At 44.9% G+C, this 18,108-nt stretch carries 16 protein-coding genes; 4 read left to right on the top strand and 12 right to left on the bottom strand.

Features of this window, described 5'->3' with window-relative positions; translation table 11 throughout:
- Positions 1–69: 69 nt before the first annotated feature.
- The 6 genes from PSM36_RS16365 to lipA all read right to left on the bottom strand — a co-directional run bounded on the left by PSM36_RS16365 (position 70) and on the right by lipA (position 5,741).
- Positions 70–1,053 carry a vWA domain-containing protein gene (locus PSM36_RS16365; protein ID WP_076931821.1) on the bottom strand — a complete coding sequence of 328 codons (984 nt, stop codon included), beginning with the start codon at positions 1,051–1,053 and terminating at the stop codon, positions 70–72.
- A gap of 2 nt (positions 1,054–1,055) precedes the next feature.
- Positions 1,056–2,129 (bottom strand): hypothetical protein, encoded by a 1,074-nt coding sequence (locus PSM36_RS16360; protein ID WP_091908265.1) that lies wholly within the window; start codon positions 2,127–2,129, stop codon positions 1,056–1,058.
- 2 nt (positions 2,130–2,131) lie between these two features.
- Positions 2,132–3,001: a DUF58 domain-containing protein gene (locus PSM36_RS16355; RefSeq protein WP_076931820.1), complete on the bottom strand. Its 870-nt coding sequence runs from the start codon at positions 2,999–3,001 to the stop codon at positions 2,132–2,134.
- A 21-nt stretch (positions 3,002–3,022) separates the two neighbouring features.
- The gene (locus PSM36_RS16350; RefSeq protein ID WP_076931819.1) at positions 3,023–4,018 is read right to left on the bottom strand and encodes an AAA family ATPase; all 996 of its coding nucleotides are present in this window, start codon (positions 4,016–4,018) and stop codon (positions 3,023–3,025) included.
- Between the two features lie 82 nt (positions 4,019–4,100).
- Complete coding sequence (lipB, locus tag PSM36_RS16345; RefSeq protein WP_076931818.1) at positions 4,101–4,799, bottom strand: lipoyl(octanoyl) transferase LipB; 699 nt, start codon at positions 4,797–4,799, stop codon at positions 4,101–4,103.
- Positions 4,800–4,877: 78 nt separating this feature from the next.
- Complete coding sequence (gene lipA / locus PSM36_RS16340) at positions 4,878–5,741, bottom strand: lipoyl synthase (protein WP_076931817.1); 864 nt, start codon at positions 5,739–5,741, stop codon at positions 4,878–4,880.
- A gap of 288 nt (positions 5,742–6,029) precedes the next feature.
- Here lipA and tgt point away from each other — a divergent pair, with 288 nt between their 5' ends.
- The 3 genes from tgt to PSM36_RS16325 all read left to right on the top strand — a co-directional run bounded on the left by tgt (position 6,030) and on the right by PSM36_RS16325 (position 9,159).
- Positions 6,030–7,160: a tRNA guanosine(34) transglycosylase Tgt gene (tgt, locus tag PSM36_RS16335; protein WP_076931816.1), complete on the top strand. Its 1,131-nt coding sequence runs from the start codon at positions 6,030–6,032 to the stop codon at positions 7,158–7,160.
- On the top strand, positions 7,157–8,257 hold the full coding sequence (locus tag PSM36_RS16330) for an LptF/LptG family permease (protein WP_083711194.1): 1,101 nt from the start codon (positions 7,157–7,159) through the stop codon (positions 8,255–8,257). The genes tgt and PSM36_RS16330 overlap by 4 nt, the downstream gene beginning before the upstream one ends.
- A gap of 92 nt (positions 8,258–8,349) precedes the next feature.
- On the top strand, positions 8,350–9,159 hold the full coding sequence (locus PSM36_RS16325) for a peptidylprolyl isomerase (protein ID WP_076931815.1): 810 nt from the start codon (positions 8,350–8,352) through the stop codon (positions 9,157–9,159).
- A gap of 74 nt (positions 9,160–9,233) precedes the next feature.
- On the opposite strand, the gene PSM36_RS16320 is transcribed toward PSM36_RS16325, so the two are convergent.
- From PSM36_RS16320 to PSM36_RS16305, 4 genes are all read right to left on the bottom strand, one after another.
- Positions 9,234–10,007: a prephenate dehydrogenase/arogenate dehydrogenase family protein gene (locus PSM36_RS16320; RefSeq protein WP_076931814.1), complete on the bottom strand. Its 774-nt coding sequence runs from the start codon at positions 10,005–10,007 to the stop codon at positions 9,234–9,236.
- Positions 10,008–10,080: 73 nt separating this feature from the next.
- On the bottom strand, positions 10,081–11,160 hold the full coding sequence (locus tag PSM36_RS16315) for a bifunctional 3-deoxy-7-phosphoheptulonate synthase/chorismate mutase type II (RefSeq protein WP_076931813.1): 1,080 nt from the start codon (positions 11,158–11,160) through the stop codon (positions 10,081–10,083).
- 25 nt (positions 11,161–11,185) lie between these two features.
- Positions 11,186–12,358 (bottom strand): pyridoxal phosphate-dependent aminotransferase, encoded by a 1,173-nt coding sequence (locus tag PSM36_RS16310; protein WP_076931812.1) that lies wholly within the window; start codon positions 12,356–12,358, stop codon positions 11,186–11,188.
- Between the two features lie 101 nt (positions 12,359–12,459).
- Positions 12,460–13,311 carry a prephenate dehydratase gene (locus PSM36_RS16305; protein WP_076931811.1) on the bottom strand — a complete coding sequence of 284 codons (852 nt, stop codon included), beginning with the start codon at positions 13,309–13,311 and terminating at the stop codon, positions 12,460–12,462.
- 393 nt (positions 13,312–13,704) lie between these two features.
- Here PSM36_RS16305 and PSM36_RS16300 point away from each other — a divergent pair, with 393 nt between their 5' ends.
- Positions 13,705–15,237, top strand: a complete 1,533-nt coding sequence (locus tag PSM36_RS16300; protein ID WP_076931810.1) for a peptide MFS transporter — start codon at positions 13,705–13,707, stop codon at positions 15,235–15,237.
- Between the two features lie 55 nt (positions 15,238–15,292).
- On the opposite strand, the gene PSM36_RS16295 is transcribed toward PSM36_RS16300, so the two are convergent.
- Both PSM36_RS16295 and PSM36_RS16290 read right to left on the bottom strand, forming a co-directional pair.
- On the bottom strand, positions 15,293–16,630 hold the full coding sequence (locus PSM36_RS16295; RefSeq protein ID WP_076931809.1) for a sensor histidine kinase: 1,338 nt from the start codon (positions 16,628–16,630) through the stop codon (positions 15,293–15,295).
- Between the two features lie 11 nt (positions 16,631–16,641).
- Positions 16,642–18,012 carry a sigma-54-dependent transcriptional regulator gene (locus tag PSM36_RS16290; protein ID WP_076931808.1) on the bottom strand — a complete coding sequence of 457 codons (1,371 nt, stop codon included), beginning with the start codon at positions 18,010–18,012 and terminating at the stop codon, positions 16,642–16,644.
- Positions 18,013–18,108: the final 96 nt, after the last annotated feature.

Here is an 18,108-nt window from a genome sequence, read left to right as displayed (position 1 = left end):
TCGCTTCGCGGAATCCATTCCCGTTCGGCAAACCCTCTTTTCACTATTCACTTTTCCTTTTTCACTCCCTTAAGGCACGCTCCTCAACCACGTCCTTCGTAATAACAATTCCAACAGTATCAATCCCAGGGCCGCCAGTGCAAAGGGGAGGAACAATTCCTTACGGCGCGTCACATTCTGCACACTGATCAGGTACTTCTCCATCTCGTCGATCTCATCATATACCTGGCGGAGCCCTTCGGTATCCTGCGCACGGAAATATTGCCCCCCGGTCATCGCGGCAATTTCAGTCAGTGTCTTCTCGTCGATGTCCACCTGCATATTTTGCATCCTGACCCCGTATGGCGTGTTCATAGGTGTCAGGGCCATCCCTTTGGTTCCCACTCCCACCGTGTAGACGCGGATACCGTAAGAACGCGCCAGGTCGGCAGCGGTAAGTGGAGCGATCTGTCCTCTATTATTTGTCCCATCGGTCAGCAGGATTACCACACGTGATTCGGATTGGCTATCTTTCAGTCTGTTGACAGAAGTAGCCAGTCCCAGTCCAATAGCTGTACCGTCTTCTATCATTTCGTACTCTACCTCGTTGAGCAGGTTCAATAATATCTTATGGTCAGTTGTGAGCGGACATTGCGTAAAGCTTTCACCGGCAAAAATCACTAAACCTATATTATCGTTAGGACGGTCTGCAATAAATTCAGAAGCTACTTTTTTTGCAGCCTGCAGACGATCAGGCTGTAGGTCTTGTGCAAGCATGGATCCTGACACATCCAATGCCAGTACAATATCGATGCCTTGTGTTTCTGTCTCTTCCCAGCTGTTAACTGATTGTGGCCGGGCAATTATAACGATAATCAACGCCACAGAGATCATCCTCAATACAAACGGAAGGTGCCGCATATAAACCCTAAAGTCGGATTTCATTCCCCCGAAAGCGCTGGTAGAGGCCAACTTAAAGGAAGCCTGTGTCTTTGACAGGCGCAGCACGTACCACACACTCAGTGGGATAATCAGCAACAACAGATATAGATATTCAGGATGCAGAAATTCCATTCTCACTTACTTTTTTTAATACTGTTATCCGGACTGTTTCCTCTCTCTTTATCATTCTCAGGCTCCTCTTCTTTCTCAACAGGATCGGGTTCCCGGGTCTGATTCACAAAGAAATAGGCGTTCACCAGACTCAGGTCATTTTCATCAGGATAGGGTTTATACTTTGCAAATTTTACCAGATCGGCAGTCGACAGGATCTGCTTGAGGTTATCATACGTCGATTCTATATCCGTGGTTTTGCGAATCTCATTCAGGATCTCTCCGGAAGTCATCTCCATTGCGTTGATTCCTTCCCTTTCATAGATATAAGTACGAAGGACATCCGTCAGCTTGCTGTAAAAATCTTTCTCCCTGCCTTGTTGCCATATTTTTTCAGTTTTGAGTTTGTCCAGTTCAGAGAGCGCACGCACATGTGCCGGCAACACTTGCGGCGGTTTAAAGAAATACCCTTTTTTCTTTTTCTTCAGTACAAGATAGATGATAAAACCAATTAGCCCAAGTACCAGTATTGCTCCCATCGCAATCCAGAGTATCCACAGATAATCTGTCCATACGAACGGAGCTTTTCGTACCGGTTTTATATCATTAAGTTGTAATTGTTTGAAATCGATGGAGTCCGTTTCTCCCGTGTTAATCTTTTCCAGATAAGCCAATGTGGAATCGGAGAGTTCCGGAGAAGTAACCTTTAATCCGAATGAGTTGGAGTAAATGGTATCCGTTCCATCGAAAAAGGGAATATGGGGTATATGGTACAAGGTAGAATCAAATGAAGTGACCACGTACTTGAAGTTGAGTGTCATCACGTTGTTCTCGATGATGGTGTCGGGAGGCAACATAGTAATTACTTCAATACCGGGCACTATCTCCTTTTCATACACCGGAAAATGGATGACCTTATCTTTTGGGGTAATTACTTTAAGGTTGATTAACGCCTGTTCGCCGATCATAATTTCAGTAGGCTGCACTGTTGCCTGTACCGAAGCCTTTTGTGCAACAAGGGAAGTGATGGATATAAGGCATAGGGCAACCGCGGCTGCCCTATGGATCGGGATGATATGTAGTTTTTTCCGTATCAAAGTTACTTTCTTTGTTTAAATAATTGCAGTAACAATTTCACATAATCGCTTTCAGTAGAGACCGACACACTGTCTACACCACTCTGCCGGAAGGCATTGTTCATCGACACCTGCAGGTCGCTCCACCAGGAACGGTAGCGGTCCCTTACCTTTTTTGAGGATGTGTTGATCCATCGCTCTTCTCCCGTTTCGGGATCCCTGACTTTCATCAGGCCGACCGGTTGTAATTCGGTACTCAGTTTGTCGTACACCTGGATAGCCGCCACATCATGCTTCCTGGCTGCAATCCGAAGTGCTTGTTTATAATCGCCTGCATCAATGAAGTCCGATATCAGGAAAGCGGTACACCGCTTCTTGATAGCGTTGGTCATGTAGCGCAGGGTCACGTTAAGGTCTGTACCGTTCCCTTCAGGTTTAAAGCCCAGGATTTCACGAATAATATAAAGGATATGTTTTCTTCCTTTTTTGGGAGGGATAAATTTCTCTACCTTGTCGGTAAAGAAAATCACTCCAATCTTATCATTGTTCTGGATGGCAGAGAATGCCAGCGTTGCCGCGATTTCCGCTACTATATCACGTTTCAACAGTGATTGTGAGCCAAAGCCAAGACTTTCCGACACATCGATCAGCAGCATCACGGTCAACTCCCGTTCCTCTTCAAATATTTTGATATAGGGTCGGTTGTACCGGGCCGTCACATTCCAGTCGATATCACGCATATCGTCCCCGTACTGGTACTCCCGAACCTCAGAGAAAGCCATACCACGCCCCTTGAACGCGGAATGGTACTCTCCCGCGAAGATATTCCGCGAAAGGCCCCGCGCCTTTATCTCTATATGTCGTACTTTTTTAAGTAGGTCGGTCGTCTCCATTTAGTCTCCTGCCTTTATTCTTTACGGCACCTCTACCCTGTTCAGAATTTCGCTGACAATCTCTTCGGAAGTCATGTTGTTGGCTTCCGCTTCATAGGTAAGGCCGATACGATGACGAAGTACATCATGGCACACCGCACGGATATCTTCGGGGATCACATAGCCGCGGCGTTTGATGAAGGCGAAGGCACGGGCGGCCAACGCCAGGTTGATGGAGGCACGGGGTGATGCCCCAAACCCGATCATCTCTTTCAGGTTTGCCATGCCGAACTGGTCGGGGAAACGGGAGGCAAACACAATATCTACAATATACTTACTGATCTTTTCATCGATATACACCTCCCTCACCACTTTCCGTGCCTCTAAGATGGCTTCAGTAGAGATGACTGCTTTATCGATGGCAACCGGCTCGAAAATATTTTGCCGGATGATCTGCTTCTCCTCCTCTTTCGAAGGATAAGAAATGATCACCTTCAGCATAAAACGGTCTACCTGCGCTTCAGGTAGAGGATAGGTCCCTTCCTGTTCGATAGGGTTCTGGGTAGCCATTACCAGAAAAGGATTTGGTAATTTATAGGTCTGCTCGCCAATGGTAACATGGCGTTCCTGCATCGCTTCGAGCAATGCACTCTGCACTTTGGCGGGAGCACGGTTTATTTCATCTGCCAACACGAAATTGGCGAAGATGGGACCGTGTTTTACTTGGAACTCTTCATTGCGTTGGCTGTAGATCATGGTTCCGATCACGTCGGCAGGCAACAGGTCGGGAGTAAACTGGATCCGGCTGTAATTTGCATCGATCAGTTGAGCCAGCGTTTTGATAGCCAGTGTTTTTGCTAATCCGGGCACCCCCTCCAGAAGGATATGCCCGTCTGATAATAATCCGATCAGCAGCGACTCCACTAAGTGCTTCTGTCCCACGATCACCTGATTCATCCCGGTAACGAGTGTCTGGACGAAGCCGCTCTTTTGCTCTATTCTCTCATTTAGCTCCTTAATATCGACAACTTGGCTCATATTTTTTTATTATTGATAGGTAGATTTTTTTTTTCGACTTACAAAATTAGAAATGTTAAAGAGGTTTCTTACAGTTTAGGGGTTAAAAATGTTTAAGCCTGTAGGATAACTCCATTTCGAAGCGATTGACGAAAGCTTCTTTCATCCGGTCGGAAACCTCTTCAAAGTCGACTTCATGCCCCAGCTCTTTCTGTATGGAGGTCACACCCCGATCCCTGAAACCGCAGGGATTGATATAATTAAAATAGGAGAGGTCGGTATTGATGTTAAGCGCCAGGCCGTGCATCGTCACGAAATGGCTTGCCCGCACACCAATGGCACAGATCTTCCTCGATTTGGCCCGATCGGCAGCATCAATCCATACCCCCATTGCCTTATCATCCTTTTCTCCTTTGATACCGTAGGTGTCCAGCATATCGATTACCACATCCTCCAGTGTGGATATATATTTTTTTATTCCCATTCCGAATGCCTCCAGGTCGATGATCGGGTAAACGACCAACTGTCCCGGACCATGGTAGGTGATATCCCCGCCCCGGTCAATAGTATGCAGGTCGATATTTTTACTCTTACAGACGTGGTTGGCGATAAGCAGGTTCTGTTTATCGCCATGTTTCCCCAGGGTGTACACATGTTCATGCTCGCAAAAAAGGAGGTACTGTTCTTTCTCTTCCTTCTTTTCCGATTTCGCCCGGACTACCGATTCGAACAGCTTTTCCTGATAATCCCACGTTTCCTTGTAACGGCCCGATCCGAGATTTTCAAATATCACTTTATTCATTATTCAAAAATCAAGATTTTGAGGTTATCAAATCGTTTAACCACGTTAGTCTCATTGTCTCATTGAATCATCGGCACATCAAACATGTTTCTCCGCATGGTAGGAAGAACGCACCAATGGTCCACTTTCCACGAACTTAAATCCTTTCTCCAGGCCTATAACCTTGTATTTCCGGAACTGCTCCGGCGTTACAAATTCTTTCACCGTCAGATGTTTTCTGGTAGGTTGCAGATACTGTCCGATAGTGAGCACCTGGCATCCTACGTTGATCAGGTCGTCCATCGTCTCCAGTATTTCTTCTTCGGTCTCTCCCAGACCCACCATGATCCCTGACTTGGGCTTGGCCTTACCGCTTTTAGCAATGGTTTCTATCGTTTTGAGGCTGACATCATATTTGGCACGGCTACGCACCTTCGGTGTGAGTCGCCTTACCGTCTCCATATTATGCGAAATGATTTCGGGACACGTATCGATCACTTTATAAATCAATTCCTCAATCCCGTTGAAATCAGGGATGAGTGTTTCGAGTGTCACGTCCGGATTTCTTTCTTTGACACGTCTGATTGTGGTCGCCCAAAATTCCGCCCCGAGGTCGGGAAGGTCGTCCCTATCCACGCTTGTGATCACGCAATGCTTCAGGTTCATCTTCTCAATACTCTCTGCCAGACGATCAGGTTCATTCCAATCCACAATTCCCTGTGGGCTTCCCGTTTTCACAGAACAGAATCTGCATGCACGGGTACAGACATCGCCGAGGATCATAAAAGAAGCGGTTCCTCTGCCCCAGCATTCCGACAAGTTAGGGCATTTTCCGCTTACGCAAATTGTATGCAATCCCTTCCTTGCAATGATCTCTCTTACATCCAGGTATTGCTTCCCCTGAGGAAGCGATATTTTGAGCCAATCAGGCTTTCTAGTCATTAATTCAGGCTTGCTATCCATATTTTTATTAATTTCATTCGTCGTACCAGGCAGACTAAAATCATATTTTTCTGCGATACAATGAAAAAGTGATTTTTTTTAATGTTATACAGAAAACAAAAATACTATTTTATTCGGGTATTTGCTAAATTATTTTTAGGACCAAGCATTCCAGAACATTGTCGCCGTTCAAAAAATGCGTTGAAACTTTTGTTTCTTAAGAGAACCAAGACTGTTTAAACTAAAAACTGAAAACTAAAAGATTAATTTTTTATCTTTGTCCCCTAAACTCAGCTAGAGCGGATTATATTGGATTTTCGATTATTACATACAGATCCCGGATCAAGTGCCCGGGCGGGTATTATATCCACTGACCATGGAGAGGTGGAGACCCCGGTATTTATGCCGGTAGGTACTGTAGGGAGTGTAAAAGCTGTTCATGTCAGTGAACTGAAAGAGGATATTGGAGCACAGATTATCCTGGGCAATACCTATCATCTTTATCTGCGTCCGGGGCTTGATATCCTGCAACAGGCGGGGGGACTACACCGGTTCAACAGCTGGAACAAGCCCATGCTTACTGACAGTGGTGGATTTCAAGTGTTCTCGTTGACCGAGAACCGGAAACTCTCGGAAGAAGGAGCAGAGTTCCAATCACATATCGATGGCTCAAGACATTTCTTCACACCAGAAAAGGCAGTCGACATCCAACGGATCATCGGAGCCGATATCATGATGGCGTTCGATGAATGCACTCCGGGGGATGCCGATTACGATTACGCGAAAAAGTCACTCGATCTCACAGAACGGTGGCTCGACCGCTGTCTGGCTCGTTTCCGGGAGACGGAATGTCCCTACGGACACCGGCAGGCCCTTTTTCCCATCGTACAGGGTTGTGTATATCCCGACCTGAGGCGCCGTGCCGCTGAAAATGTGGCAGCTAAAGGTGCGGATGGGAATGCTATCGGAGGATTAGCGGTCGGTGAACCCACCGAAAAGATGTACGAGATGGTAGAACTGGTCAATGAGATCTTACCCAAGGACAAGCCGCGCTACCTGATGGGGGTGGGAAAGCCCGAGAACATTCTGGAAGCCATTGAGCGGGGTGTAGATATGTTTGACTGCATCATGCCGACACGTAACGGACGCAATGGTCAGATCTTCACTAAACAGGGAGTGATGAACATGCGTAACGAACGGTGGAAGAATGATTTCTCTCCTATCGAAGAAGATGGCGCATCGTTTGTAGATACCCTGTACAGCAAAGCCTATCTGCGACATCTCATCAATGTCAACGAGATATTGGGATTGCAAATTGCATCTATCCACAACTTGGCTTTCTATATATGGCTGGTACAGGAGGCAAGGAAACATATCATCGCCGGTGATTTTTCGGAATGGAAGCCGATGATACTCCAAAATGTAACCAGAAGATTATGAGTAATATAGAATTTCTTAAGTTAAAACGACTCGACAGATATATCATTAAAAAGTTTCTGGGTACTTATATCTTTATGATTGTCCTGATCATCTCTATTGCAGTGGTGTTTGACATCAACGAGAAGATCGATAAGTTCATGACCAACAACGCATCGCTGCAAGCCATTGTCTTCGATTATTATCTCAATTTCATCCCTTACTATACTAACCTGTTCAGCCCACTGTTCGTCTTCCTCGCCGTAATCTTTTTTACTTCCAAGATGGCGAATAATTCCGAGATCATTGCTATCCTTTCAAACGGTATAGGTTTTAAGCGGTTGATGAAACCCTATATGGTGTCTGCTTTAGTGATTGCTGTTTTTTCTTTTGTCTTCGGGAGTTATATTATCCCTCCTGCCAATGCCACACGTATTGAATTTGAACAAACCTATGTGAATCCGCGGGGCAAGGTGACGGGCGATCACGATATCCAGTTCAGGATAGGACCGCAAACCATCGTTTATTTTGGTAATTTTGACATGACCACCAACACGGGATATAATTTCTCTATGGATCATTTCGACAGCCTTCAATTAACATCAAGGCTCACAGCACAATCTATCCGTTACGACTCTGCCTATCACTGGACTATCAGCAATTACCAGATCAGGCGTTTCGAAGGATTGAAAGAGATAATTACCAAAGGTACGTCTATAGACACCACTTTACAGATTGTACCCAACGATTTTATTATTGCCAAGACAGACCAGCAAATGATGACTTCGCCTCAACTACGCAGTTACATCCAGAGTCAAAAGGAACGGGGATTTGGAAATATACAGGCATTCCAGATAGAGTATCACTCACGGATAGCCTCTGTATTCTCGGCATTTATCCTCACCATTATCGGCGCAGCGATCTCGGCGAGGAAAGTAAAAGGGGGAATGGGACTTAATATTGGTATCGGGCTGGCGCTGAGCATGGCTTATATCCTTTTCATGACTGTGAGTTCCACTTTTGCCGTGAAAGGGGGAATGAGCCCGTTTATTGCTGCCTGGATTCCAAATATTATTTTTACCGGTATCGCGTTGTATCTGTATAAGAGAGCGCCGAATTGATTTGTTGATCCCGACAAGTCGGGACCGGTAGTAATGATTTAACAATGTGATGATTAAAATTTTCCACTTTTAGTTGTTAGTTTACTGAAATTATGATACGTAACATACTGATTTTTATTTTAATCGCAGTGGCATGGCAGTCCAATGCACAGGCAAACTATCCGATCATTGTCATTGAGACCAATTATGGGACAATGAAAGCAATGCTATATGATGATACGCCCGTACATAGCAATCATTATCTGAAACTGATAAAGGAAGGTTATTTCGATGGTACCCTCTTTCACAGGGTAGTAAAGGATTTTGTAATACAGGGAGGGGCACAGGATTCCCGTGATGCCCCGTCAGGTGCCCGGATTGGAGGTGGACGTACCGATATGGAGTTGATGCCTGAATTTCGCGAAAACAGGTTTCATAAAAAAGGGGCGCTCGCTGCTCCAAGAAGAGGTGACAACGAAAATCCGCAGAAAAAATCGGATGCTTCGCAGATCTATATCGTACAAGGAAGGGTCTATACACAGGGACGGCTCGACTCAATGGAGATGGCTGTGAATGTACCTATCAGGAACGAAATTATCCGTACCCATTATCTGCCGCATAAAGAGAAACTCGATGAATTGAAAGCGGCAAACGATGCCAGTGGTTTCAATGCCCTTTTAGATTCACTGTTAAACGTGGTGGATTCCCTCTATGCGATAGCTCCCGGAAAATTCTTCCTCCCCCAGGAGTTGAAAGAGGCATATACCACCCTTGGCGGCATAGATCGTCTGGATGGTTCCTACACTGTCTTTGGAGAGGTGACCGAAGGACTTGAAGTGATCGATAAGATCGCAGCCCTGCCGGTCGATGAAAACAGTCGTCCCAAAACTGATGCCAAGATTATAAGGATTTATATAGAGTAAGCCTGCGCAGGATTACTCAACGTATCTCTTACCGGTATGGGAATATCTCCTCATAGTCCCTCAACAAGCTGCAATCACTCAATATTCTTCCTTACCCCGGTCAGAAATGCTTTCATTTTATCGGAATCTTTCTCCCCTATAATATCGAGCAATTCGCGCAGTTTCATCCTGATATTTTCCAGTTGCTTCGATGTATGCGGATTAAAAAGGATTTCCGTTAGGAGGTAATCGTCTTCCGAGAGTAAGCCCTGTGCAATATTCATATGCTTTTTAAAGGTCGTCCCCGGCGCATCCTGATGTTTCATTACGGAAGCAAACACCAATGTCGAAGCAAAGGGGATAGAGAGAGAGTAGGCAATGGTTTCGTCATGTTCCTGGAACGAATATTCAAACACGTTGAGCTTCAGTCGATGGTACAGATCCCTGAAAAAGACCTTTCCCATGTGTGACGACTCCGAAATAATGATGGCGCTTTCTCTACTCAGGTCGTTAAGGCTCGCAAAAGTAGGGCCGAACATGGGATGGGTGGAAACATACGGGCGGGTACGTTCCCTGTAGAACTCCTCTAATCCTGTTTTCACCGAAGCGATATCGCTCAGGATACAAGTCTCCGGCAGATATGGCAATACGTTATGGAATGCCGGAATGGTATACTTCAGCGTAGCGGCATTGATCACCAGTTCCGGTGCAAAATCTTTTACTTCGGTAGCGTCGGTCATCCGTTGCGTATTATAGATGAATCTCAATTTTAGAGGATCGGGATCCAGTACCGCCACTTCGTGGTCAAAACTAAGCACATCGGCAAAAAACGATCCCATCTTGCCGGCTCCGAGAATTAATATCTTCATACTATTGAAATTACCAATTACTAATTACTAATTACCAATTAATTACATTAGTCGCATTGGTATATTAGTCTTATTAATCTTTATTTTTTTTCGCTCTCTCCATAATTACCATCTGTTGACGGACTGATTCTGAGTGGATGGCTTCCAAAACTTTTTTGACAAAGTCGCCCGACATTTCCATCCGTTCGCCCTGCGCTGCCCGATCAGTCAGTATCTGGTCATACCGTTGTGTCTGCAAGATCGGCATATGGTGTTCCAGTTTGTATTGTCCGATCTCCCTTGATACCCGCATCCGTTTGGCCAGCAGTTGTAATAGTTCATTGTCCAGTTCGTCGATCTGCTCACGCAAGTCGGAAAGATCTTCGGTGGTCTGTACCGTATCCCGGATTACAAGGTTGTCGAGAATTTCTTTCAAGGCGTCAGGTGTAACCTGTTGTGCCTTGTCGCTCCATGCCTCATCGGGAGAGCAGTGCGACTCTATGATCAATCCCGAGAAATTAAGATCCATCGCCTGTTGGCTGATTTTAGCGATGAGATTACGGGCACCACCGATATGGCTTGGATCACATATAATGGGCAGTGTAGGGTATCGCCGCTTCAGTTCTATAGGAATATGCCATTGAGGCAGGTTCCTATAGATGGTTTTATCAGGAGTGCTGAATCCTCGGTGGATTACTCCCAGTCTTTTTATCCCTGCGTTGTACAATCGTTCCAAAGCACCGATCCACAATTCCAGGTCGGGATTGACTGGATTTTTTATCAATATGGGGATATCCACCCCTTTGAGCGTATCAGCAATTTCCTGTACTGCAAAAGGATTTGCTGCTGTCCTGGCGCCAATCCATAACATGTCGATCCCATATTTTAAGGATTCATAGACATGTTTTTCGGTGGCTACTTCGGTCGACATATACATGCCGGTTTCCTTCTTGGCCTGCATCATCCATCCAAGAGCCGGACTGCCTATTCCTTCAAATCCACCCGGTTTGGTTCTTGGTTTCCACACGCCTGCCCTGTATATTTTTACTCCATTATCTGCCAACTGGCGGGCAGTGGCCGTCACCTGTTCTTCTGTTTCCGCACTACAAGGGCCAGCGATCACAAGAGGCCTCTTGTCGTCAATGCCTGGTAACAAGATTGATTCAAATTCCATATTATTTTAATTGTTGTTTTATTGTTTATTTATTCAGATAGGCACTTAGGCACCTTTCTACCCTCTTATACGCTTCCTCCAGTTTTTCCACTGGCGATCCAAGCGAGATCCGGATAAACCGGTCCCCGTTCTTTCCAAAGATGGCACCCGGTGTAATGAAAACCCTTGCATTGTACAGTATATTGTCGACAAATGTTTTGCTGTCGGGAGCATCATCAGGAAGCTTTCCCCATACGAAAAGCCCCACTTGGCGTTTGTCGTAACTGCATTGTAACTGATCCATAATCTTCTCCGCCCATACGCGGCGTTCCGCGTATAACTTGTTCATTCCGGTGTGCCATTCGTCCGTATTTGACAATGCGGCAATAGCCGCCAATTGCATCGGTTTGAACTGTCCACTGTCGATATTACTTTTTGCCCTGAGGACCCATTTTACAAATTGCGGATTGGATGCCAACATCCCCATACGCCACCCCGACATATTATGAGATTTACTCAATGAGTTCAGTTCAATACAGATATCTTTAGCGCCAGGAACTGACAAAATACTCATCGGCTTATCATTCAGTATAAAACTATAAGGGTTATCGTGGCAAATAATAATACTATGCTTTTTCCCGAACTCTACCAGTTTTTCGAATAATTCTACCGAAGCATTGGCTCCTGTAGGCATATTGGGATAATTGACCCACATCAGTTTCACATTCGACAAATCCATTTTCTCCAATGCCTCGAAATCGGGTTCCCAATTATTGTCTTCCAACAGATCGTAGGGTATTACATTTGCCCTCAGCAGGCCCGACACGGAACTGTAAGTGGGGTAGCCCGGGTCGGGGATCAAAACACCATCTCCAAAATTGAGGAAGGCCATTGAGATATGTAGTACTCCCTCTTTTGAACCAATCAGCGGTAATACTTCGTCTTCCGCTAATTCCACATGATATATCCTGCCATACCACTGTGCGAAAGCTCTTCTCAACTCGGGAATACCTGTATAGGGCTGGTAAGCATGTGTATCTGGACGCTGGGCTGTTTCACAGAGTGTGCGGATAGTCTCTTCCGACGGCATGCGGTCGGGTGCGCCTACTCCAAGACTGATCACATCTTTCCCTTCGGCATTCATGCGGGCCACTTCCGCCAGTTTTACCGAAAAATAGTATTCGGATATCGACTTGATATGTTCGGCTGGTTGTACCATTTTTTTAATTATGAATTGTAAGTTATAAACTATGAATTACCAATTACCATTATTACATTGGGGCACCTTCCCTCTTTTCCTCCTTTCCACTTAAGTACTCTTCACTCTTCACGGAACTTATGCTTCTCTTCCCTGTATTCTCCCAACACCTTCAGTCTGCTTATCAGAGGCATAATAGCATCTATAGATTGCCGGTAACGATTGTAATCGGTGAAGGTTAGATCAATATAGAATTGATATTCCCATTCCCTTCCAATAATAGGAAGTGACTGGATACGGGTCAGGTTGATATTATAGAATGACAATACAGAAAGTACCTGGGAGAGGCTTCCTTCGTTATGTGGAAGTACAAAAACCAGTGACGATTTATTGATATGGTTTTCTTTCTGTACTTCACGCAGCATTTCACCTTGTGCCAGGATAAGGAAGCGGGTAAAATTCCTTTTATTTGTCTCGATACCATGGGCAAGCACTTCCAGGCCATACTTTTCAGCAGCCAACGTGCTGCAGATAGCCGCAGTCGACACCAGTTGCTTATCCCGGATATCACGTGCAGCCAAAGCCGTATCTTCGTGCTCTACAATTTTTACATTTGGTAAAGTATCGAGAAACGCTTCACATTGCATTAAAGCAATAGGATGCGACATCACCTCTTTAATCCCTTCTATCGGCTTGCCGGGAAGTACCACCAATGAATGCGAGATACGCAATTTATGCTCTCCTGCGATCTGCACGTCACTCATTTTCAGTAGGTCGTGGTTTTGTAGCAGGCTTCCGGCAATAGTATTCTCAATCGCCATCAGGCCTATCAAATCAGGGTCTTTTTTTGTTTCAGTGAAGATATCACGAAAAGTGCTGCACGGAACAATTTCCAGTTCTTCATCTTTGAAATATTCGCGGGCTGCAATTTCGTGGAATGAACCTTCTCCCCCTTGAATGGCTATTCGTTTCATCTGATCTAATTATTTATATGAAAAAAGTCCTATCGTGTAATCGACAGGACTTTATTATTCTGATATGACTTTTAAATTCTTCTCATTCTGCATATAAAATCCTGCCTTTACCTACTAAAGTAAAAGTAAAACCAGAAATCAAATGCAAAAACAGAACCAATCATTGTATTTTTTCTATAAAGTGGATATGACAAAAATATCATATCGATAATGAGTGCAAAAGTACTATTTTTTTCTTCTCGACAAACAAAATGAAGAAAAAATGTAGCGAATAATTAAAAAATGTAGGATAAAACCACTATAAAACAGTTGCAAATCTATCAGTTTTCATTATTTTTGCACATTAAAAAGGACCGAGAAGACTAATATTTACAACCATAAACAAATTGATCAATGTTCAAAAATCATCCTAAAGGGTTGCTCGCCGCCTCACTGGCGAACATGGGAGAACGTTTTGGTTTTTATACCATGATGGCTATCCTCTCACTTTTCTTAATGACGAAGTTTGGTCTTAACGAGACGAATGCCGGAATTATTTACTCAGTCTTTTATGCTTCCATCTATCTGTTAGCACTGGTAGGTGGTCTTATTGCCGATAAGACCCGGAACTATAAAGGGATCATTCTGCTCGGTCTACTCCTGATGACACTGGGATATGTGATTATCTCTATTCCTACGGCTACACCCGTTCCATCGGACAAATTCGGGATTCTGTTGGCTTTAAGTTGTTTTGGACTTCTTATTATCGCGTTTGGTAACGGGATGTTCAAAGGTAATCTCCAGGCGTTGGTGGGGCAGATGTACGATAATCCGCAGTACAGCAAAATGCGTGACTCCGGTTTCCAGTTGTTCTACATGTTTATCAATGTGGGTGCTATCTTCGCACCCTTCCTTGCAGTTGGTGTAAGGAACTGGTGGGTAGAGAAGAACGGATATCTGTATAATGCCGACCTTCCTACGCTTGCTCACCAATATCTGGGAAATACCATTACTTCTGAAGGTACGGCCCGGTTACAAAGTCTGGCATCGGAAGCCGGATTTGCCGGTACCGACCTTGCGACTTTCAGTAGTGGATATCTGAACGTGTTTACTACCGGGTTCCATTACGCTTTTGCGGTGGCTATCGTGGCGATGCTTGTTTCATTGGTGATATACCTCTTCAATAAGAACAGATTCCCCGATCCCGCCAATAAACAGATCGACAGTGCCAATGCCGCTGTGGAAGAGATGGATATCAAAGAGGTGAAACAGCGCCTTTATGCCCTTTTCGCCGTATTTGCCGTTGTTATTTTCTTTTGGTTCTCGTTTCACCAGAACGGGTTGACTCTCACTTATTTTGCCAAGGATTACACCGACCTGAGCCAGATAAAGCTCAACTTGGGATTTGTCACTTTGCAGGGGGCCGAAATATTCCAGTCTATCAATCCTTTCTTTGTGGTCTTCCTTACTCCCATTATAGTAGGATTTTTCGGATGGCTCAGGGCTAAAGGGAAAGAGCCATCTACCCCCCGTAAGATAGCGATCGGTATGGGAATTGCCGCACTGGCTTATGTGGTTATGGCGATAGGGTCGGTAGGACTTCCCCTTAAATCGGAAGTGGATGCTATGGGTGGATTGGCCGACTCGGCACGTGTGACTCCCTGGCTGTTGATCGGTACTTATTTTATCCTTACTGTAGCTGAGCTCTTTATCAGTCCATTGGGTATCTCTTTCGTGTCGAAAGTCGCTCCCCCGAAATTGCAGGGAATCATGCAGGGAGCCTGGTTAGGTGCAACGGCAATCGGTAACAGTCTGTTGTTTATCGGAGCTATCTTCTATGCCAACATTTCGATGACAGCCACATGGTTGGTATTTGTGTCAGCATGTGTGATCTCGATGTTCACCATGTTGGGCATGCTCAAATGGTTAGAAAGGATAGCAAAATAATCATTATACGATTCCGGTCGGATAGGGGGGAAAGTAGTATTGCTTTCCTCCTTTTTTATTTTGAGGAATGATAGAAGGCCATCCGAAATACCGTCCACCCTTCCCTGTTGAAGTGTGTCAGCGTGCCCCCATGCAGACGCATAATATATCGTGATACGCTCAGTCCTATTCCGGTACCGGTATGTTTGGTTGTGAAAAAGGGTACAAAAATATTTGGCAGCATATCTTCTGCGATGGGTTGCCCGTTATTACATACATCCAGGTATATTTTCTCATTCTCTTCCATCAATTCTATCCTGATCTGTCCTTTTTCTCCCGGGATGGCTTCCGAAGCGTTTTTTAAAAGGTTGAGCAACACCTGCATGATCTGGGACTCATCCACCTGTCTCACGGTGGATTCATCGGGTAGATGTAGTGTTACTGATATTCCTTTCTCTTGAAGTACGGCAGCTTCCAGTACTATTGCCCGCTCGATAACGGACTGCAATGAAACGGGGTTTAACTGAGGCTTGGGGATTCCCGTGAAACGGCGATAGGAATTGACAAAACTTATCAAACCCTTAGCCGTCGAATTGATTGTTTGTAGTGCCTCTACGGTATTCTGCATCAAAGAGTCCTCTTCATAGGGTTCGTCCTTGCGAAAAGCAAATAGCAACGTGTCGGTCAGAGAAGTGACAGGTGCAATGGAGTTCATGATCTCATGTGTCATCACACGGATCAGGCGTATCCATGAATCCATCTCCTTATAGTCGAGTTCACTGCCGATATTGTTCAGGGTGATGATTTTCAGCCGTCTTCCTTGTAGTATGATCTCAGAAGCTCTGAGGCTCAGCTGCATCTCTTCCCGCTCGTTGGCGATTTTAATGGTTTTGGTGTCCGACGAATCCAGATTGCGGAACAGGTCGGGAAACGACTTATCGATATTCGCCAGTTGATTAATATGTGTGAAAACCGGAAGTCCCAATAGCTGATTGACAGTGCGGTTTATCTGTATTACTACATTCTCTTCGTTCAGGATGATGATGCCGGTGGAGACTCTCTCCATGATAACACTTAAGAATTTTTCATTCTCAATCACCTCTTTACGCGCTCTGGACAGGATTTCCTTGATACGATTCATCATCTGGTTCAACTCCTTTTCCCTCCGCGAGAGTTTAGTTTCGGCAAAATTGAAAGAGTAATCGCCATTATCCAAAGCGTTGAGCAGAAAAATAATATTCTTGTTGAACTGATTATAACTCCGGCGCATATTATGAAGCAGGAAAATGCCCAGAAGAATGGACAATACCATATAAACATATTCGGCTTGTATGGCAAGATAGGTGCTCATCACCACTGCTCCGATCAGCAGGATCATGTAGATGTATAGCTTGTATTCGATCGATTTAAACATGGTGCCAACGATTAAAGCCCGTATTTCTTGATCTTGCTGTAGAGTGTAGGACGGGAAACACCGAGTTCTTTGGCAATAGCGGAAATATTGCTTCCATAATTGGACATAGCCCGTTCAATAAGCACCCGTTCCATTTCTTCCAGAGTGACATTTTCAAGATCCTTGCCCTTTTCACTACCTCCCTGGGGACGGAGGAACAGGTCTGAAGAATCTATTACCCGGTTATCCGATAAAATAAGTGCTTTTTCCATAGTGTGTTCTAATTCACGCACATTGCCGGGCCAGTTATATTCCTGCATTTTTGCAATGGCATCTTTGCTTAACTTCACCCCTGTTTTATTATACTTTGCAGCAAAACGGTGTAGAAAAAATGATGCCAGCCCCGGAATATCCTCTTTCCTGTCACGTAACGGCGGCACCTCAATCTGGATGGTGTTGATCCGATAAAGCAGGTCTTCCCTGAAAAGTCCGTTCTCCACATCGAGGAATAAATTATGATTGGTAGCACAGATTAACCGAATGTTTACTGCTACAGGTTTATTGCTACCCACACGTATAATCTGCCTCGACTGCAACGCATTCAGCAGTTTTGCCTGAAGCGGGTAACCAAGGTTTCCGATCTCATCGAGGAAGAGTGTCCCTTTATCTGCCGCCTCTATTTTTCCGGCCCTGTCATTATGTGCATCAGTGAAAGAGCCTTTTACATGGCCGAAAAGCTCACTCTCGAACAACGTTTCTGTAACGGCCCCCATATCTACTGTCACAAGCGACTCATTGGCACGTGGAGAGAGTTGATGGATTCTGCGTGCAATCACCTCTTTCCCTGTCCCGTTTTCACCGGTAATTAAGACATTGGCATCCGTTTTTGCCACTTTCTCTACCAGTCGCAACAACTCCCGCATTGCTTGCGACTCACCCCAATAAATATCGCTCTCCCTGTTCAGTTGGGAATTAAGTACATCCTGCTTCTCTTTCAGTTTGACCACCTCTTTTCGAGATAGCCGCAGTTCCAACGCCGATTGCAATGTAGCCAACAGTTTGGCATTATCCCATGGTTTTACCACAAAGTCCGTGGCACCTTCTTTTAAGGCCGTTACTGCCAGATCGATATCAGCATAAGCAGTGAAGAGTACTATCGGCAGGTCGGGATTTACCCTCTTTACTTCCGAAAGCCAGAATAGCCCTTCATTGCCGGTATTGATCCCTGCCGAATAATTCATGTCGAGCAACACCACATCAGGATTTTTCTCTTTCAACATTGCCAATAATGTGGTGGGTGAAGAGAGTAGTGTAACTTCTTCGAAATGTGCATTCAACAAAATTTTAAGTGCGCTGAGCACATTTTTGTTGTCGTCAACGACAAGAATTTTTCCTTGTTTCATTTTGTTTGAAATTAGAAGTCAGAACTAAGAAGTCGGAAATCAAGAAGGGAAGAGATGGAGAAGTCCATAAGTTCAATTCCCAATTATCAATGACTA

Origin of the sequence: Proteiniphilum saccharofermentans, from assembly GCF_900095135.1 — a bacterium.
Lineage (GTDB): Bacteria > Bacteroidota > Bacteroidia > Bacteroidales > Dysgonomonadaceae > Proteiniphilum > Proteiniphilum saccharofermentans.
This window is presented reverse-complemented; position numbering and strand designations above follow the sequence as displayed.

Excerpts from the sequence above, each read along its gene's own strand:
- PSM36_RS16365 (WP_076931821.1), bottom strand. The coding sequence starts at position 1,053 with ATGGAATTTCTGCATCCTGAATATCTATATCTGTTGTTGCTGATTATC.
- PSM36_RS16355 (WP_076931820.1), bottom strand. The coding sequence starts at position 3,001 with ATGGAGACGACCGACCTACTTAAAAAAGTACGACATATAGAGATAAAG.
- PSM36_RS16350 (WP_076931819.1), bottom strand. The coding sequence starts at position 4,018 with ATGAGCCAAGTTGTCGATATTAAGGAGCTAAATGAGAGAATAGAGCAA.
- lipB (WP_076931818.1), bottom strand. The coding sequence starts at position 4,799 with ATGAATAAAGTGATATTTGAAAATCTCGGATCGGGCCGTTACAAGGAA.
- lipA (WP_076931817.1), bottom strand. The coding sequence starts at position 5,741 with ATGGATAGCAAGCCTGAATTAATGACTAGAAAGCCTGATTGGCTCAAA.
- PSM36_RS16330 (WP_083711194.1), top strand. The coding sequence starts at position 7,157 with ATGAGTAATATAGAATTTCTTAAGTTAAAACGACTCGACAGATATATC.
- PSM36_RS16325 (WP_076931815.1), top strand. The coding sequence starts at position 8,350 with ATGATACGTAACATACTGATTTTTATTTTAATCGCAGTGGCATGGCAG.
- PSM36_RS16320 (WP_076931814.1), bottom strand. The coding sequence starts at position 10,007 with ATGAAGATATTAATTCTCGGAGCCGGCAAGATGGGATCGTTTTTTGCC.
- PSM36_RS16315 (WP_076931813.1), bottom strand. The coding sequence starts at position 11,160 with ATGGAATTTGAATCAATCTTGTTACCAGGCATTGACGACAAGAGGCCT.
- PSM36_RS16310 (WP_076931812.1), bottom strand. The coding sequence starts at position 12,358 with ATGGTACAACCAGCCGAACATATCAAGTCGATATCCGAATACTATTTT.
- PSM36_RS16305 (WP_076931811.1), bottom strand. The coding sequence starts at position 13,311 with ATGAAACGAATAGCCATTCAAGGGGGAGAAGGTTCATTCCACGAAATT.
- PSM36_RS16300 (WP_076931810.1), top strand. The coding sequence starts at position 13,705 with ATGTTCAAAAATCATCCTAAAGGGTTGCTCGCCGCCTCACTGGCGAAC.
- PSM36_RS16295 (WP_076931809.1), bottom strand. The coding sequence starts at position 16,630 with ATGTTTAAATCGATCGAATACAAGCTATACATCTACATGATCCTGCTG.
- PSM36_RS16290 (WP_076931808.1), bottom strand. The coding sequence starts at position 18,012 with ATGAAACAAGGAAAAATTCTTGTCGTTGACGACAACAAAAATGTGCTC.